Annotated in this window: 12 protein-coding genes and 1 CRISPR repeat array; of the genes, 4 read left to right on the top strand and 8 right to left on the bottom strand. The window is 63.7% G+C overall.

Going from position 1 to position 14,264, the window contains the following annotated elements; translation table 11 throughout:
• Window positions 1-77 precede the first annotated feature (77 nt).
• Together cas3f and cas1f are read right to left on the bottom strand one after the other, a co-directional pair.
• Window positions 78-3,428, bottom strand: coding sequence for a type I-F CRISPR-associated helicase Cas3f (cas3f, locus tag ACN0X6_RS06195; RefSeq protein ID WP_417702760.1), 3,351 nt, complete (start codon window positions 3,426-3,428; stop codon window positions 78-80).
• A gap of 37 nt (window positions 3,429-3,465) precedes the next feature.
• Window positions 3,466-4,392 carry a type I-F CRISPR-associated endonuclease Cas1f gene (gene cas1f, locus ACN0X6_RS06190; RefSeq protein WP_417702759.1) on the bottom strand — a complete coding sequence of 309 codons (927 nt, stop codon included), beginning with the start codon at window positions 4,390-4,392 and terminating at the stop codon, window positions 3,466-3,468.
• A 54-nt stretch (window positions 4,393-4,446) separates the two neighbouring features.
• A CRISPR array of direct repeats spans window positions 4,447-5,497; the repeat unit is 28 nt; unit sequence TTTCTGAGCTGCCTACACGGCAGTGAAG.
• A gap of 251 nt (window positions 5,498-5,748) precedes the next feature.
• Between cas1f and ACN0X6_RS06185 the strand changes: the two genes are divergently transcribed.
• Together ACN0X6_RS06185 and ACN0X6_RS06180 are read left to right on the top strand one after the other, a co-directional pair.
• Entirely contained in the window at window positions 5,749-6,720 is a 972-nt protein-coding gene (locus ACN0X6_RS06185; protein ID WP_417702758.1) for a hypothetical protein, read from the top strand.
• A 59-nt stretch (window positions 6,721-6,779) separates the two neighbouring features.
• Window positions 6,780-7,427 (top strand): HAD family hydrolase, encoded by a 648-nt coding sequence (locus ACN0X6_RS06180; protein ID WP_417702757.1) that lies wholly within the window; start codon window positions 6,780-6,782, stop codon window positions 7,425-7,427.
• Between the two features lie 41 nt (window positions 7,428-7,468).
• On the opposite strand, the gene ACN0X6_RS06175 is transcribed toward ACN0X6_RS06180, so the two are convergent.
• On the bottom strand, window positions 7,469-7,699 hold the full coding sequence (locus ACN0X6_RS06175) for a DUF1161 domain-containing protein (protein ID WP_417702756.1): 231 nt from the start codon (window positions 7,697-7,699) through the stop codon (window positions 7,469-7,471).
• Window positions 7,700-7,762: 63 nt separating this feature from the next.
• Complete coding sequence (locus ACN0X6_RS06170) at window positions 7,763-8,824, bottom strand: aminopeptidase (RefSeq protein ID WP_417702755.1); 1,062 nt, start codon at window positions 8,822-8,824, stop codon at window positions 7,763-7,765.
• 123 nt (window positions 8,825-8,947) lie between these two features.
• On the opposite strand from ACN0X6_RS06170, the gene ACN0X6_RS06165 reads away from it, so the two are divergent.
• Window positions 8,948-9,370 (top strand): hypothetical protein, encoded by a 423-nt coding sequence (locus ACN0X6_RS06165; RefSeq protein WP_417702754.1) that lies wholly within the window; start codon window positions 8,948-8,950, stop codon window positions 9,368-9,370.
• Between the two features lie 58 nt (window positions 9,371-9,428).
• Here the strand turns inward: ACN0X6_RS06165 and ACN0X6_RS06160 are convergent, their stop codons facing one another.
• The 3 genes from ACN0X6_RS06160 to ACN0X6_RS06150 form a co-directional block, all read right to left on the bottom strand.
• Entirely contained in the window at window positions 9,429-9,854 is a 426-nt protein-coding gene (locus ACN0X6_RS06160; protein WP_417702753.1) for an OsmC family protein, read from the bottom strand.
• Window positions 9,855-9,937: 83 nt separating this feature from the next.
• A complete protein-coding gene (locus ACN0X6_RS06155; protein WP_417702752.1) occupies window positions 9,938-10,939 on the bottom strand; it encodes an LLM class flavin-dependent oxidoreductase in 1,002 nt (333 codons plus the stop codon).
• Between the two features lie 167 nt (window positions 10,940-11,106).
• Complete coding sequence (locus ACN0X6_RS06150; protein WP_417702751.1) at window positions 11,107-12,135, bottom strand: AraC family transcriptional regulator; 1,029 nt, start codon at window positions 12,133-12,135, stop codon at window positions 11,107-11,109.
• Between the two features lie 170 nt (window positions 12,136-12,305).
• Here ACN0X6_RS06150 and ACN0X6_RS06145 point away from each other — a divergent pair, with 170 nt between their 5' ends.
• Window positions 12,306-13,277 (top strand): TAXI family TRAP transporter solute-binding subunit, encoded by a 972-nt coding sequence (locus ACN0X6_RS06145; RefSeq protein ID WP_417702750.1) that lies wholly within the window; start codon window positions 12,306-12,308, stop codon window positions 13,275-13,277.
• 64 nt (window positions 13,278-13,341) lie between these two features.
• On the opposite strand, the gene ACN0X6_RS06140 is transcribed toward ACN0X6_RS06145, so the two are convergent.
• A complete protein-coding gene (locus ACN0X6_RS06140) occupies window positions 13,342-14,247 on the bottom strand; it encodes a LysR family transcriptional regulator (RefSeq protein ID WP_417702749.1) in 906 nt (301 codons plus the stop codon).
• Window positions 14,248-14,264: the final 17 nt, after the last annotated feature.

Raw genomic sequence — 14,264 nt, 5'->3', positions numbered from 1 at the left:
CCATGGCTCTGTCACTCGCCGGACAGCTCAATGGTGGATGAAAAAGCGTCGGCTACGCGCCCCGAACCACAGGCGCTTCACCTGCGCTTGGCAAACCCAAGCGCCGGGTGAAAGCGCCAACCTCGTTCGCTCTCGGGTAGGCTGACGGTGCCGAAGCGCTTGGCGCAGCCCTCCAGGCTCATGTCCAGCTCCTGCGCCAGTTCAGCCAGGGCGTCGAGGTAGTCGGTAGTGCCCCATGGGCTGATGCGCGGGCCGGCTAGTTCGTTGTCGGTGATGCGCTGGTGCAGGCTGTTTTCCACCGGCACGTAGATCTGCTCGTAGCGGCGCTGGCCGGGGTCGATGCGGTGCAACTGGTAATCCTCATCGTCTTCGTCCGGCAGCAAGATCAGCTCGACCCTTGGCTGGGTGTCGAGGCGGAATGGTTGTTGCTGCTGGGCCAGGGCCGTGAGGTGCAACAGCGGCTGGCTCCAACCGTCATGGGCATTCATTTCACGCGGCAGGCTGCTTTGCCGCCGCCGTTCGCGCTCTGACAGCGTGGCCGGGTCGAGTGCGGCGGGCTGCAGCATCCAGCCTTGCAGGCGCGCGTGTTCCAGATCGACCAGGTTGCCCTTGGCATCCAGTGGCGCGGGGCGCTCGAGAATGCGCGGGCGGGCGTCAATCTGCTGGTACTGCTCAGCATCCAGCAGCTTGTCCAGGCGATGACTGCTAAGCCGCCAAGGGTGTTCCGTCTCGAAACCCGGTTTGCAGAAGGCTGGCTGGTCGCGCCGTTCGGCATGGCGCAGGTTGCTGTCGAATATCTGCACATTGGTTGTGCTCCAGGGCTCGGGGCGGTGGCGCCGTACGCGCCCGGCCAACTGGATCAGCGAGCGCATCGACGAGGGTTCGACCAGCGCCCAGTCGTAATCATGGTCGCGGCCCACTTCGGTTACGGGCGAGCCCAGCACGATGAACAGTTGATCCGGCTCGGCGTGGCGCTGCAGGCGCTGGCGGATTTCCGGCAGGGCGAATACCGCTTCCGGCTGTTCACGTTGCAGGGCGGTGTCCAGGCGGTTTTCGATGGCCGAGCGCAGCAGCAGCGGGAACTGCGAGTGGTATACGCACAGGTGGATGCGAGTGCCTTCGGCGGCGCCCAGGCGAAACAGGGCCAGCGCCACGTCGAACAGGGGCTCGATATTGGCCATGCGTACCAGGCCGAAGCTTACGCGCTTGCCGCTGTGCGGGTCGGTTGTGGCGTTGGTGTCGTGCAGGCTGCGGGCGGCGGTCAGCATCTGTTCGGCGAAAGCCTGGCGAATCTCCTCCGGGCGTTGGCTGGCAAAGCGAAGGGGCAGCAGTTGCGCCTGGCGTCGCGTGGGCTGCGTCGCGAGCCAGGCGTGGCGGCGCTGGGCAAAGTCCAGGTGGGCGGCGCTGAAACTGGCGCTGTCGCTACAGTCCAGGCGGCTTTGTCGCTGTTCATCGACCCAGGCACAGGCGATGGCCGGCAGCTCGCCAGGGCGTTCGCCACGGTGGCGCTGATACTCGACACGCCCGGCGTGATAGGCCTCGAACAGACCCTGAATCAGGGCGGGCGGCAGGGTGGCTGAGGACAGCAGCACGCGGCTGCCCAGCAGGCCGGCCCAATGCACCAGGCGCGCCAGGGCAGGCAGGTCGGCGATATCGAAGTCGTCCGGCTCGTCGAGCACTAGGTCGCCGCTCATCAGGCGCAACATGGGCGCTATCTGTCGCCCGCCGCGCTGGCTTTCGGTGGCCGGAGTCAGGTGGTCGATGGTGCAGACCAGTACCGGCGCGATCAGCAGGGCGCGCACCTGGGGTTCGTGGATCACCTTGTTGAGCAGCGGATGGGCGTCCGCATTGCCGTCGAAGCGCACATGGCCGTCGTCCTCGAACAGTGCCTGGCTGGAGGCCGAGCCACTGCGTTCGGCAAGCGCCAGCTGGTGCTCGAACAAGGTGCTGTTGGCCGCACCACCGACGCGAATGGCCAGGTCATCCTCGTCCAGTCGAAGGCGTTGGCGGAAGGCGCGCCCGGTTTGCAGGGTCAGGCTGCGCAAACCCAGGGCGAAAGCGCAGCGCATGCCGCGCTCGGGGTCGCTCAGGGCATACATGATGCGTGCATTGCCCAGGGTCTTGCCGCAGCCGGTGGATGCCATGTTGACGATGAACGCACCGTGCCGGGCAGCTTGTTCGCGCATGCCGGCGGCCAGGTCGAAGGCCTTGTCCTGCCAACGAAAGCGCTCGCTGCCGCTGCGTTTCTTCAAGCCCTTGTGCCGGTTCAGGCCTGGCAGGCTGCGTTCGAAGTCGGCCAGGCGATGGCCGATCAGCCCGGCATTGGCCTCGACCCCCAACAGGTGTTCATCCAGCCCCTGATTGAACTTGCCGCTCTTGCGATCGGTGTTGGCCCACAGTGGGTAGTTGGCCTCGCCCTGCACCCGGCCAGCACCGGTGAGGCTGGAGTAGTAGTGGTCGGCGAGCATCAGGTTCAGGCGCGCCAGGTGCATCAGGTAGGGGCTGCCCAGCCAGTCTCGTTGCGGACGGCGTGGCAGCAGCGCCAGCAGGCGTTGGGCCTGCTTGCTGGCGCGTTCTCGCCAGTGCTTGGTGGTCACGGGCAGGCCATGGGGGAACTGCCAGTAAGGTTCTAGCTGCGCCTTGTCTTGAGTGGTGCAGTGCTCGTTCCAACTAGCGTCGATGTCTCCTGGCAGGTTCTTCAGCATGCCGAGCTGGAAGTGGCGGATCTTGCTGCCCAGGCGTGCGTCCTCGCTGGGCATAAGGGGCAAACGATGGTGCGTCAGTACCAGCCAGGCCAGGGCGGCGGCCAGCGGTGGCAGGTTACGAAAGGGCTTGTCGCAGTCGTGGTCGAGGCCGTCGCGTTGCAGGCGGCTCAGCCAGGAGGCGTCATCCTGCTCGCTGGGGTTGGCCAGGCGCGCCAGCCAGGTCGGGTCGTCATCGTTGCCGACAAAGGCCTGGAACAGACGCAGCGATGTCCATTCGTGGCGATACAGGTTGCGCTCCATGGGGGCGCCAGGTTTGAGACGGTTCTGGAAGGCCAGGCTGGCTTTGCCCAGATCATGCAGCAGCGCGGCCAGGGTGCTTAGCAGGCGAAGATCCTTGGCGCTGTGCCAGTCGTTTTCGTCGTCCTTGCGCAGCACGTCGCGGTGGGTGCTGTTGGTCGGTACCGCGCCTTGGGCGTTGAAACGGCTGGCGTCGCCGACTATCCACAGCAGCTCGCTGTGGTCCTTGCCGCGTATCCAGTGACAGGCCACAGCAGTGTTGCGTCGGGCGGTCTTTTTCAGCAGCTTGCGCAGGGTGTCCAGCCCGGCCTGGGTGATCGGCGTTTGCCAGGTGCGCTCGCCGCGCCGTTCGGCGAACTGGTCGAGGATGCGCCGGCTTTCCACCAGCGCGCGTTTGTCGCACTGGGCTATCAGCAATACGTTCATGCGCCGACCTGCTCGGCCACGGCCTTGAGGGTGTCGATCATGAAATCCAGTGACTCGCCACGCGTGAGGTTTTCGATGCAGGCCTGGCGAAACTCCTGTTCCTCGTCGCCGCGCATGGCGCTGATGAAAGCTTGCGGCAGGATGGTCGCGTCCTTGACCAGATCGGCCACGTCGAACACCAGGCCGCCGCGCCGCGTCTTGCCGTGCAGCACGGCCAGGCCATGAGGGATGCCGAGCACCCAGGTGGCGCTGGCGGCAGGCCGTAGGCCAGGTAATTGCCATGGTCGAGAAAACGGTTGGCCGGGTCACCGCCGCTGCCCTTCTTGGCGCGGGTGAAGTCGCCATAGCTGACGGCCCGTGCGGCGAGGGCGAACAGTTGTTTGCTCAGGCGGGCTTCTTCGGTGAGCAGGAAGGTGTTGTCCGGCGCTGCCTGGATAGCGCGCAGCGAGGTATCGAGGGCATGCTCCAGGGCAGTGGCATCGACCTGGAAGCCGGCATCCTTCAAGGGCCGACTATGCAGCCAGCCCTGGCGGATGCGTTGCAGGCGCGCCAGTTGAAAGGCTTTGGCCGCCTCCAGGCGCTTGCCGTCATCGAACCAGAACTTCACCCAATTCTGCAGGTATTCGGTAGGGCGGTATTCGCTTTGCGGCGAAAACCAGGCGACTTCCACGTCCATCTCGTTGGCCGAGAACAGCGGTGTGCCGCCACCGCCACAGAAACCCACCAGCACGCCGGCCTTGGCCAGCTCACGCATGGCCGCCTGGGTGATCGAGGTGCCGGTACCTAGGAGGATAGTGGTGGTGTTGGCGATGGGGATATTCCAGTACAGCGACTGCTTGCCTGCATCAGTGACGTACTCCACCCGCCCACCGTTGACCAGCACCCGACAGTGCTGCAGGTAGTAGAGATTGGCACGTTTGGAATGGAGGATGGTCTTGAGGTCGGAGGGGCTGATGTCGTCCATGAAAAGCTCCTGAGGCAATGCCCGCAGTTAAGCTCTTTTGATTGGAGGTGCCAAGTGTTGGGCTGCCTACACGGCAGTGAAAACACCCAAGGGCGGCGAGAAGGCCGGCCGCTTTTTCTGAGCTGCCTACACGGCAGTGAAGATCGCCATTGCCAATGGATTTGTGGGCACCGATTTCTGAGCTGCCTACACGGCAGTGAAGATTCGCGCGCGCTGGCAGTCATTCCCCTTCCTTTTCTGAGCTGCCTACACGGCAGTGAAGAAACAAGCTGGCTCGTTGGCTCGATAGCGCCTTTTCTGAGCTGCCTACACGGCAGTGAAGTCCACGCGCACCAGCCTGGAGTCGGTATCCAATTTCTGAGCTGCCTACACGGCAGTGAAGTTACTTGCGGTTGGCTTCTTTCGAGAAGTACCTTTCTGAGCTGCCTACACGGCAGTGAAGACGGGATCATGCGAGCACCCCACCGGCCGCCATTTCTGAGCTGCCTACACGGCAGTGAAGTGTAATCGCCGTCCCTGAAGCCGCTGACTTCTATTTCTGAGCTGCCTACACGGCAGTGAAGGCTGAGCCGCAGCCGCTGCTTGGTCTTGTGCTTTTCTGAGCTGCCTACACGGCAGTGAAGGAGCTTGGTCACGGCCAGGCGATCGTTACTCATTTCTGAGCTGCTTACACGGCAGTGAAGAGCCTTGAGGGCTGAGTAGGCTATGCAGTCCTCTTTCTGAGCTGCCTACACGGCAGTGAAGCCAAGCCGCCACCGTCAACCAGGGCGCCCTCTTTTCTGAGCTGCCTACACGGCAGTGAAGTTCGACGACGTGCGCGACGGCTATCTGTATGTTTTCTGAGCTGCCTACACGGCAGTGAAGTAAACAGGTGGTCAGCCATGACCGGGCCGTCATTTCTGAGCTGCCTACACGGCAGTGAAGCGTGCTCGCCCTGCCAGTCTGATCATTCTAATTTTCTGAGCTGCCTACACGGCAGTGAAGGAAGTCCTTGAGCTCGTCCCACTCGAAGGTTTTTTTCTGAGCTGCCTACACGGCAGTGAAGGCCGAGCTTGCCAAGCTGAGCACGCGCCAAAATTTCTGAGCTGCCTACACGGCAGTGAAGTAGAGACCATAGCGGGCAAGCCATTGTTTCTCAACGGTTGGGTTGGTGTAGCGGCTGTTTGACCCTTTTTGCTGGCCTCCCAGCAAGTGCCTGATTTTCAAGGCTTGAAAATCCGCAGGGAGAAAAGGGTTTGGCTGACAAGGGGGAGAAGGTAGGCGTATCGCATATGGGGCCTGTCGTGCTTTTGCCTGATTTGCCTGGCCTGTATCCTCCTGCCTTTCTCTGGACATCGTTCAAGACAAGGATCGCCCATGACTCAGCCAAACCCATTCGAACCCACACAAGTTTTATCGGGCCCGGCCTTGCGCCAGCTACCGGCGCTGCCCATGCAGCTGGCTGGCGTGATGCTGGCGGCGAGCCTGATGGGTATCCTGGTTTCACTGATCGGCGGCTTGATGAACGATGGCGTGAGCGGCTCCAGCGCCTGGTTGCTGTATGCGGTGATGTACTGGATCACCCATCTGCTGATGGCCGGGCTGGGTACCTACTGGTTGGCACAGGCCTATCTGGAGCGTCACGACCTGGCAAGCTATCGTCAGCCTGCCGCGTTACTGGGCAGCTATGGCCTGATCTATCTGTTGCTGGCCTGGGCGCTCGGTTACTTGTCCGGTTTCCTCTACATGTGGATCTACGATCAGGTGGACTTCTACGGTCTGGGACAATGGCCGATGGCGCTGGGCATGTGGTTGTTCGGTTTGCTGGGCTTCTGCCTGAAGGTGTTGCTGCTGCTCTGGCTGCTGCTGCATATGTTCCGTTACAAGGCCGAGGCGGTCGGCGGTGATGTGCAGGTTTCGGCTGTGAGGCTGGCCTGGTGTTTCGCCCTGGCCATGGCGGTGGCGTACCTGCAACTGGCGGGTCTGGCCACGCAATTGTGGCGTTGGATGAGCTACGACTACATGCTGGCGGGCTGGGAGGTGCCGGTCAACCTGGTGCAGGGCGCATTGTTCTTGCTGGTGGCATTCTTCGCCGCGCGCTCGGTGCTGCCGGAGCAGGTGCGCGGTTTCCGAGGCGGCCGCCTGGCGTTGGCGGTGTTGATCACCCTGGCGTTGTGGATGGGCAGTGCGCTGCTCGGCGCGATTGTCCTGGTGGCGCTGGTGCTGTTCGGCGGTGCCGGCGAAATCGCCCTGATGGTGGGCTTCGGTCTGCTGCAACTGGCGCTGCTCTGGCCATTCAGCCGTCTCGGGCTGCGTTGGGGTTACCGCGCGCGAGACGCTCAGGCGTGAACGAGCGAGCAAAGGCGGGTATCCTTCGCGACCGTTTCGATTGCGAACAGGCGCTCGCCATGCATCACTCCACCATCCTCTTCGACCTCGACGGCACCCTGACCGACCCGCGCGAGGGCATCACCCGTTCGGTGCAGTACGCGCTGGCCAAGCTGGGCATCGATGAGCCGGACCTGGCTGCGCTGGAGCATTTCATCGGCCCGCCCTTGCTGCAGTGTTTCATGGCCACTTATGCGCTGGATGAGGCCACCGGCTGGCAGGCGGTCAACCACTACCGCGAGCGCTTCCGGGTGACCGGGTTGTATGAGAACCGTGTGTTCGACGGCGTGGAAACTCTGCTCGAGGCGCTGGTGGCGCAGGGGCGAACGCTGTATATCGCGACCAGCAAACCGACGGTGTTCGCCGAGGAAATCGCCCGGCACTTCGGCTTCGACCGCCACTTCAAACGCATCTACGGCAGCGAACTGGATGGCACTCGCACCAACAAGGTGGAGCTGCTGGCGCATCTGCTGGAATCAGAACGACTGGCGCCTGGTTCGGCGCTGATGATCGGCGACCGCAAGCACGATCTGATCGGCGCGCGCAGCAACGGTTTGCAGGCGGTGGCGGTCGGTTACGGTTTCGGTAGTCGTGAGGAGTTGCTTGGCGAGGCGCCGGACTTTCATTTCGAGACGCTGGAGCAGATGCACCGGGCGTTCGGCTGCTGAAAGACTGCAGGAGCACGCTCGCTCCTGCAGCGAGAGGCGTATCAGCCGTTGCGCTGATAGATGATCTTTCTGGTGCCGCCGTCGCAGCTGCCGACGACCATGCTCTGATCCTCAACCTCGTCGTTGGGCACGATTTCCAGGGTGTAGCTCGGTACGTTGTTGGCCTGAATCTTCACTTCGATTTCCTGCTTGAGTTCTTCGCAGGGCTTGGGCGCGGCCAGCGCGCCACCAGCAGCGAGCATCAGGGCCAGGGTGGTAATCAGTCGTTGCATCGCTTGTACCTCCGGTGTTGAGCGAAACCTGAGTAGGTTGGACTGGCAATTTGCCCTGCAGTTCTAGTGGTTTTGCATCAGGCCTTGCAACGCGGCCCGGCGATCCGCCTCCGGCAGTCGACCGAGCGCGGCCACGGCGGCATGGAACGCGCGCCAGTCCCCTCCCTCCCGCGTGAACAGTGCAGCGAAAGCCGGCACCCATTGATCGTAGAGGCCGAAGGGCAGCAGCTTGGCGTTGTTCAGCGGGCTCTCGATCCAGGCGTCATAACGCCCCTGGCCACCCCATTCGCGTTGACGCAGCGCACGGTAGTCGTGGCGCAGGCGCTCGAATTCGGCCTGCTTGGCGGCGCGCATGTCTTGCTCTGGCTGGCCGCTGGCGTAGAGCGTACGCAAACGCTCGCGGCTGGCCAGCACCAGCTCGATGAATTGCTGGTGCTGGTGCTCGTCGCTGGCTGGCGGCGTTTCACCACGGGCCGCGTGCCACTGACGCAGGCCCTCGCGTTCGACGAAGGTGGCGAAGGATTCGTTGAAGGCCGTGTCGCCCGGCAGGTAGTACTGCTGGTGCGCCAGTTCATGGAAGATCACCGCGATGAAGCGCTCGTCGCTCCAGCGCAACATGGTGCTCAGCAGCGGGTCGTCGAACCAGCCCAGGGTGGAGTAGGCCTCGACGCCGCCGATATGGGTGTCCAGCCCCTGCTGGCGCAGGAGCGCAGCAGAACCGCGTGCACGGCCCTGCTGATAGTAGCCGCGGTAGGCGACGCAACCGGCGATGGGGAAGCAATGCAGCTCGGGGTCGAGGGAGAACTCCGGCGTGGCGAACACATTCCACACCACGAAGGGGCGCTTCAGGTCGGCGTACAGGCGATAGCTGCGGTTCTCCGGCAACTGCAGGCTGGCGCTGGCAAAGTCCCGCGCCTGCTGGCTCAGCGTCAGGCGACTGACCAGCTCGGGGTCGGTAGCAGGGTCGTGCAGCAGGCGTTCGACGGGCTGGCGTGCCTGCAGCAGCTGCCATTGGCCCTGGCCAAGATGGGCGTAGTAGTCGAGGGTCGAGCAGCCGCCCAGCAGCAGGGCGAGCAGGGGAACCGCGCAGCGGCGCAGCAGGTCTTTAGCAGAGGCGTTGGGCATGCCGTCACGCTAGCTGATCGCGTTGCTTGTCTCCAGCCCCCTGCGTGTGAATACGCCGTTTCGCCTCGGTTTTGCCCGCCTCCCGATGTAGGCTGGTGTCTGAACCCTATCGTGGAGGTCGCCATGCGCGCCCTGTTTCTCGCTCCCGCCCTGCTGATGCTCGGGGCCTGTGCTTCACCCCTGCCCAAGCCCGACCCGCAGCAGGCCTGGGTCGAGCTGTATTCCAGCGCCGATACCCTGCTGATGGCCGACCGCCTGGATGACAAGCGCTGGCCGGATGGCCGCTACTTTCAGGTGACACCCGGCCAGCATGAGCTGGAAACACGCTTCCAGTTCGAGGTAAGTAGCGGCGGGTCGATTGGCATGCAGGGCGAGCCGTTGCGCATGACCTGCGAGATTCGCTTGCGTTATGACGGCTTCGTTGCAGGTCAGCGCTATCGCATCGAGGCGCGCCAACAGCTGATGAAAGCCCAGGCCTGGCTGTATGACGAGCAGCGCAATGTGCTGGCGCGTGGCGAGGTGCTGCGCTGCGGGACAGCCATCTAGGCCGGGTCTGACCCGCACGGCGCACTCCGCTGAGATCGGGTGCGCCGCCGGTGCCAGGTCAGGCTTCGAGTATGCCTTCCAGGGTGATCGTGGCGTTCAGTACCTTGGACACCGGGCAGCCGGTCTTGGCAGCTTCCACGGCTTTCTCGAAGGCGGCGCGTTCGGCGCCCGGGATCTTCGCGCGCAGTGTCAGATGCACAGCACTGATTTCGAAGCCGCTTTCCACCTTGTCCAGGGTCACGTGCGCCTTGGTCTCGATGCTCTCGGCGGTCATGCCGGCGTCGCCCAGCTCCTTGGACAGTGCCATGGAAAAGCAACCGGCATGAGCAGCGCCGATCAGCTCCTCGGGGTTGGTGCCGGGCTTGCCTTCGAAGCGGGTGTTGAAACCATAGGGCGAGTCCTTGAGGACGCCGCTTTCGGTAGAAATGGTGCCCTTGCCGTCCTTGATGCCACCTTGCCAGTGGGCCGAAGCTGTCTTCTTCATGTGCGTCTCCCATCGAATGAACGGGGCCACCGGTCTGGCGGCCTGTTCTGATTCAGAGGGCTGTCACGCGTACAAGTTCGCGTTCAGCCGTGTTGCAGCTCGGCAAGGATGTCGAAAGCGTGCAGGCGGTCGGCGAAGTCGTACATGTCGCAGGTGAAGATCAGTTCGTCCGCTTCGGTCTGCTCCAGCAGCTGTTCCAGGCGCTGGCGCACCGTCTGCGGCCCGCCGATGGTGGCCAGGCCGAAGAACTCGCCCACGGCCTGGCGCTCGTGCGGCAGCCACAGACCGTCCATGCTGGGCACCGGCTTGCGCTGCACCAGGCTCTGGCCACGGATCAGCGCAAGGATGCGCTGGAACGCGGAGGTGGCCAGGTACTGCGCCTGCTCGTCGTTGTCGGCCGCCAGCAGCGGTACGCCAAGCATCACGTAGGGCTTGTCCAGCACCGCCGAGGGGCGGAAGTGGTTGCGGTAGATGCGGATCGCCTCGTGCATGTAGCGCGGCGCGAAGTGCGAGGCGAACGCATAAGGCAAACCCTTCATGCCGGCCAGCCGGGCGCTGAACAGGCTGGAGCCGAGCAGCCAGATCGGCACATTGGTGCCCGCGCCGGGCATGGCGATCACCCGCTGCCCTTCCTGACGCGGACCGAGGTAGGCTTGCAGTTCTTCGACGTCATTGGGGAAGTCGTCGGCGCTGCCATCGCGACTGCGGCGCAGGGCATGGGCTGTGTACTGATCGGCGCCGGGTGCGCGGCCCAGGCCTAGTTCGATACGGCCGGGATAGAGCGTGGCGAGGGTGCCGAACTGTTCGGCAATCACCAGCGGCGCATGGTTGGGCAGCATCACGCCGCCAGCGCCCAGGCGGATTTTCGAGGTGCCAGCGGCCAGATAGCCGATCAGCACTGAGGTGGCGGAGCTGGCGATGCCGTCCATGTTGTGGTGTTCGGCCACCCAGAAACGCTCGAAGCCGAGGCGCTCGACGTGGCGGGCCAGCGCCAGCGAATTGTGCAGGGCCTGAGCGGCATCACCATCGTCACGAATCGGCGCCAGGTCGAGGGTGGAGAGCTTGACGGAGGCCAGTCGGCTCATGGGGAGTCTCCTCATTACGTGGCCGGCCACTCTAACGCCTCGGCTGCATGTCGCGCACGCCAGGCCCAGGCATAGTCATCATCAATAGGGGTGATGGGCTGGCTGATCGGCGGATCGGAACGCGGGACCATGATGGTTGCGAGCGCTGCGCAGTGTGAGTCTGCGATTCAGCCAGCGCCGTGCTGGGCGCGGTATTCGCCAGGGGTCAGACCGGTCCATTGGCGGAATGCGCGGAAGAATACGCTGGGCTCGGAGTAGCCCAGCAGCAAGGCGATTTCCGCCGCAGGCAGGCGTCCGTCGCGCAGGTGCTGTTCGGCCAACTGGCGGCGCGTGTCAGTCAGCAGGTGCTGATAGCTGCAGCCTTCTTCGGCCAGCCTGCGTTGCAGGGTGCGTTCGCTGACATTCAATGCGCGGGCCAGTTCGGCGCGGTCGGGCTCGCCGTGCGCCAGTTGCTCGCCGAGCAGGCCGATGACCCGCGCACCGAGGCTGGCACTGGGCAGGCGGGCGAGCAGGGTTTCGGCATGCTGGCGCAGCAGTTGCTGCAGCGGCGGGTTGGCCTGGATCAGGGGCACCTGACACAAAGTGCGGGGCAGGGCGATGGCGTAGTCGTCGCTGGCGAACTGCAGCGGGCAGGCGAACACATCCTGATAGGGCGCAAGGTCGTCTGGTGCATCATGACGAAATTGCGCGCCGAGCAGATGGAAGTCGTCGAGCAGCGGCCTGGTCATCTGCACCCAGCAGGCCATCATCGCCAGTACGCGAATGCGGGTTGCCGGATGCTGCGGATGCAATGGGCGGTACAGCAGCAACAGACTGTCGTCGCGCGTCTCGATATGCAGTTCGCCGCCCTCGCCGCCGAGGCGTTGATAGCGCAATGCCGCGTTCAGCGCATCGTCCAGAGTGGCGCTGCTCTGCAGCAGGTAGCTGAGCACGCTGAATGGGCCGGGGGTGAGGTTGCGTCCGAGCAACAGGCCGGGCTCCGGGTGCTGCAGACGGGTGTCCAGTGCCTGCCAGAGGCTTTGCTGGGCGCTGAAGGGAATACGTGCGTCCGGGTCGGCAAGTTGTTCCTCACTCAACTTGCAGGCATCGAGCAAAGTCTGGCGATCAAGGCCGAGGCGGCTGGCTGCATGCAGCACGGCCTGGGTCAGACTGGCGCTGACCGAGGCCTGCGATGATTCGTGAAGGACGTTCGACATTGGCCGATTCTGCCCAATGCCGAGGGTGGGCGATAGCCCGCGCCTCACACAAGGAGTTACGACAGGTTGTTCGACAAGGCGTGCATAATCGCCGCAAGCGGTTAGACTTCCCACCCGGACGTCGCTCACAAGGCACGCTCGCTCAAAACAACAGAAAAAGGAGATATCCCATGAAAGGCAAATCCTTGGCATGGGTCCTGTCCGCCGCGCTCGCGGGTACTGCCCTGAGTGGCATGGCACAGGCCGAAGAGAAATTCGTCACCATCGGCACCGGCGGCCAGACCGGCGTCTACTACGTGGCCGGTCAGTCCATCTGCCGCTTCCTCAACCGTGGCTCGGCTGAGCACGGCATCAAGTGCAACGCGCCGGCCAGTGGCGGCGGCGTGGCCAACGTGAATGGCATTCGCAGCGGCGAATTCAACTTCGGCATCATGCAGTCCGACCACCAGTTCAAGGCCCTCAACGGTGCTGCACCGTTCCAGGCTGAAGGTGCGATGAGCGACATCCGCGCGGTGTTCTCGCTGCAGAGCGAAGTGTTCACCATCCTTGCCCGTCGTGATGCCAGCATCAAAAGCTTCGATGACCTCAAGGGCAAGCGCGTCAACGTTGGCAACCCGGGTTCCGGTCAGCGTGACACCCTGGAAGAGATCATGGCCGTCAAAGGCTGGGATCGTTCTGCCTTCGCCCTGGCTGCCGAGCTGAAGCCGGCCGAGCAGGCCAGCGCCCTGGGTGACAACAACATCGATGCCATGACCTACTTCGTTGGTCATCCCAACGGCGCGATCCAGGAAGCCACCACCACCACCGACGCCGTTCTGGTTCCGGTGACCGGCGCCGAGATCGACAAGCTGCTGGCCGATAAGACCTACTACACCAAGGCCGATATCCCGGGCGGTCTGTACAAGGGCAACGATCAACCGACCCCGTCCATTGGCGGCAAGGCCGTGCTGTCCACCAGCGCCAAGGCCGACCCGGAAGTGGTCTATCAACTGGTCAAGTCGGTGTTTGAAAATATCGATCGTTTCAAGCGCCTGCACCCGGCGTTTGCCGACCTGAAGGAAGCCGACATGATCAAGGTCGGTCTGACTGCCCCGCTGCATGAGGGCGCCGCGCGTTACTACAAGGAGCGCGGCTGGCTGTAAGCCAGCTTTCGGCTGACAGAAAACCGCGGCCTCGGCCGCGGTTTTCTGTTTTCAGGGGCATGACTCAGCCCTGTTCTTCAAGCAGATCGACCGCCAGGCTCTGCAGACGCTTCAGCAGGGCCTGCTGAGCTGCAGAGGGCGTTTCGTCGACACGCCGCAGCACGTACAGCGTTACCGGGATGTTGGGTTCCAGCGGGCGGGCCTGGACGTCGCCCAGGTTGCCAGACAGCGCAGTAAACGGATCGACCAGGGCCAGCCCCTGTCCTGCCGCCACCAGCATGCGGGCCAACTGGTAGGTCTGCACCGAAATATCGATGCGTGCAGGCGGCTCCAGCTCCTCGATGTGTCCACGCAACAGGCCGCCCAGCGCGTCCCGCGTGTCCAGGCCAATCAGGCTCAGGCCGGCCATGCTCTGCAGGCGTATCGGTGTCGTGCACGCGCCGTCGCTCCACCAACCCGGCGGCGCGATGGCCATCATCCTTCCCTGGGTCAGAACTTCCGTATGCAGATCCGGGTGCTCGACGCGCTGCAGCGTCAGGCCGAGATCGGCTTCGCGTAGCAACAGTGCCTGAACGATTTCACTGGTGTGCTGGGTCGAGAGGGCGCAGCGGGTCTGTGGAAACTCGGCGCGCCAGCCGCACACTGCATCGTGAAGCAGGGTCTGCGCCAGAGTGGGGGTGCAGACGAGGCGCAATGCCCGTTCTTCTCCACGGCGCAAGCTGGCCGATAGCCGACGCAGATCCTGGAGTTCGGCGGACAGTCGTTCGGTCTGCTGCTGCAGGATTCGCGCTTCTGCGGTGGGGAGCAGCTTGCCGCGCACGCGGCTGAACAGTGCGAAGCCCAGCTGCTGTTCCGCATGCTGGAGAATCTTGCTGGCGGCCGGCTGCGATATATGCAGCAACTCAGCTGCAGCCGTGAGGCTGCCGGTTTGCAAGACCGCCTGAAACAGCTCGATATGACGTAGGCGCATGATCCGTTCGTGTTCCC

Source organism: Pseudomonas sp. (assembly GCF_048269965.1).
Taxonomy (GTDB): Bacteria; Pseudomonadota; Gammaproteobacteria; order Pseudomonadales; family Pseudomonadaceae; genus Aquipseudomonas.
The sequence above is the reverse complement of the archived record's forward strand: the minus strand, read 5'-3'. Positions and strand labels throughout refer to the sequence as shown.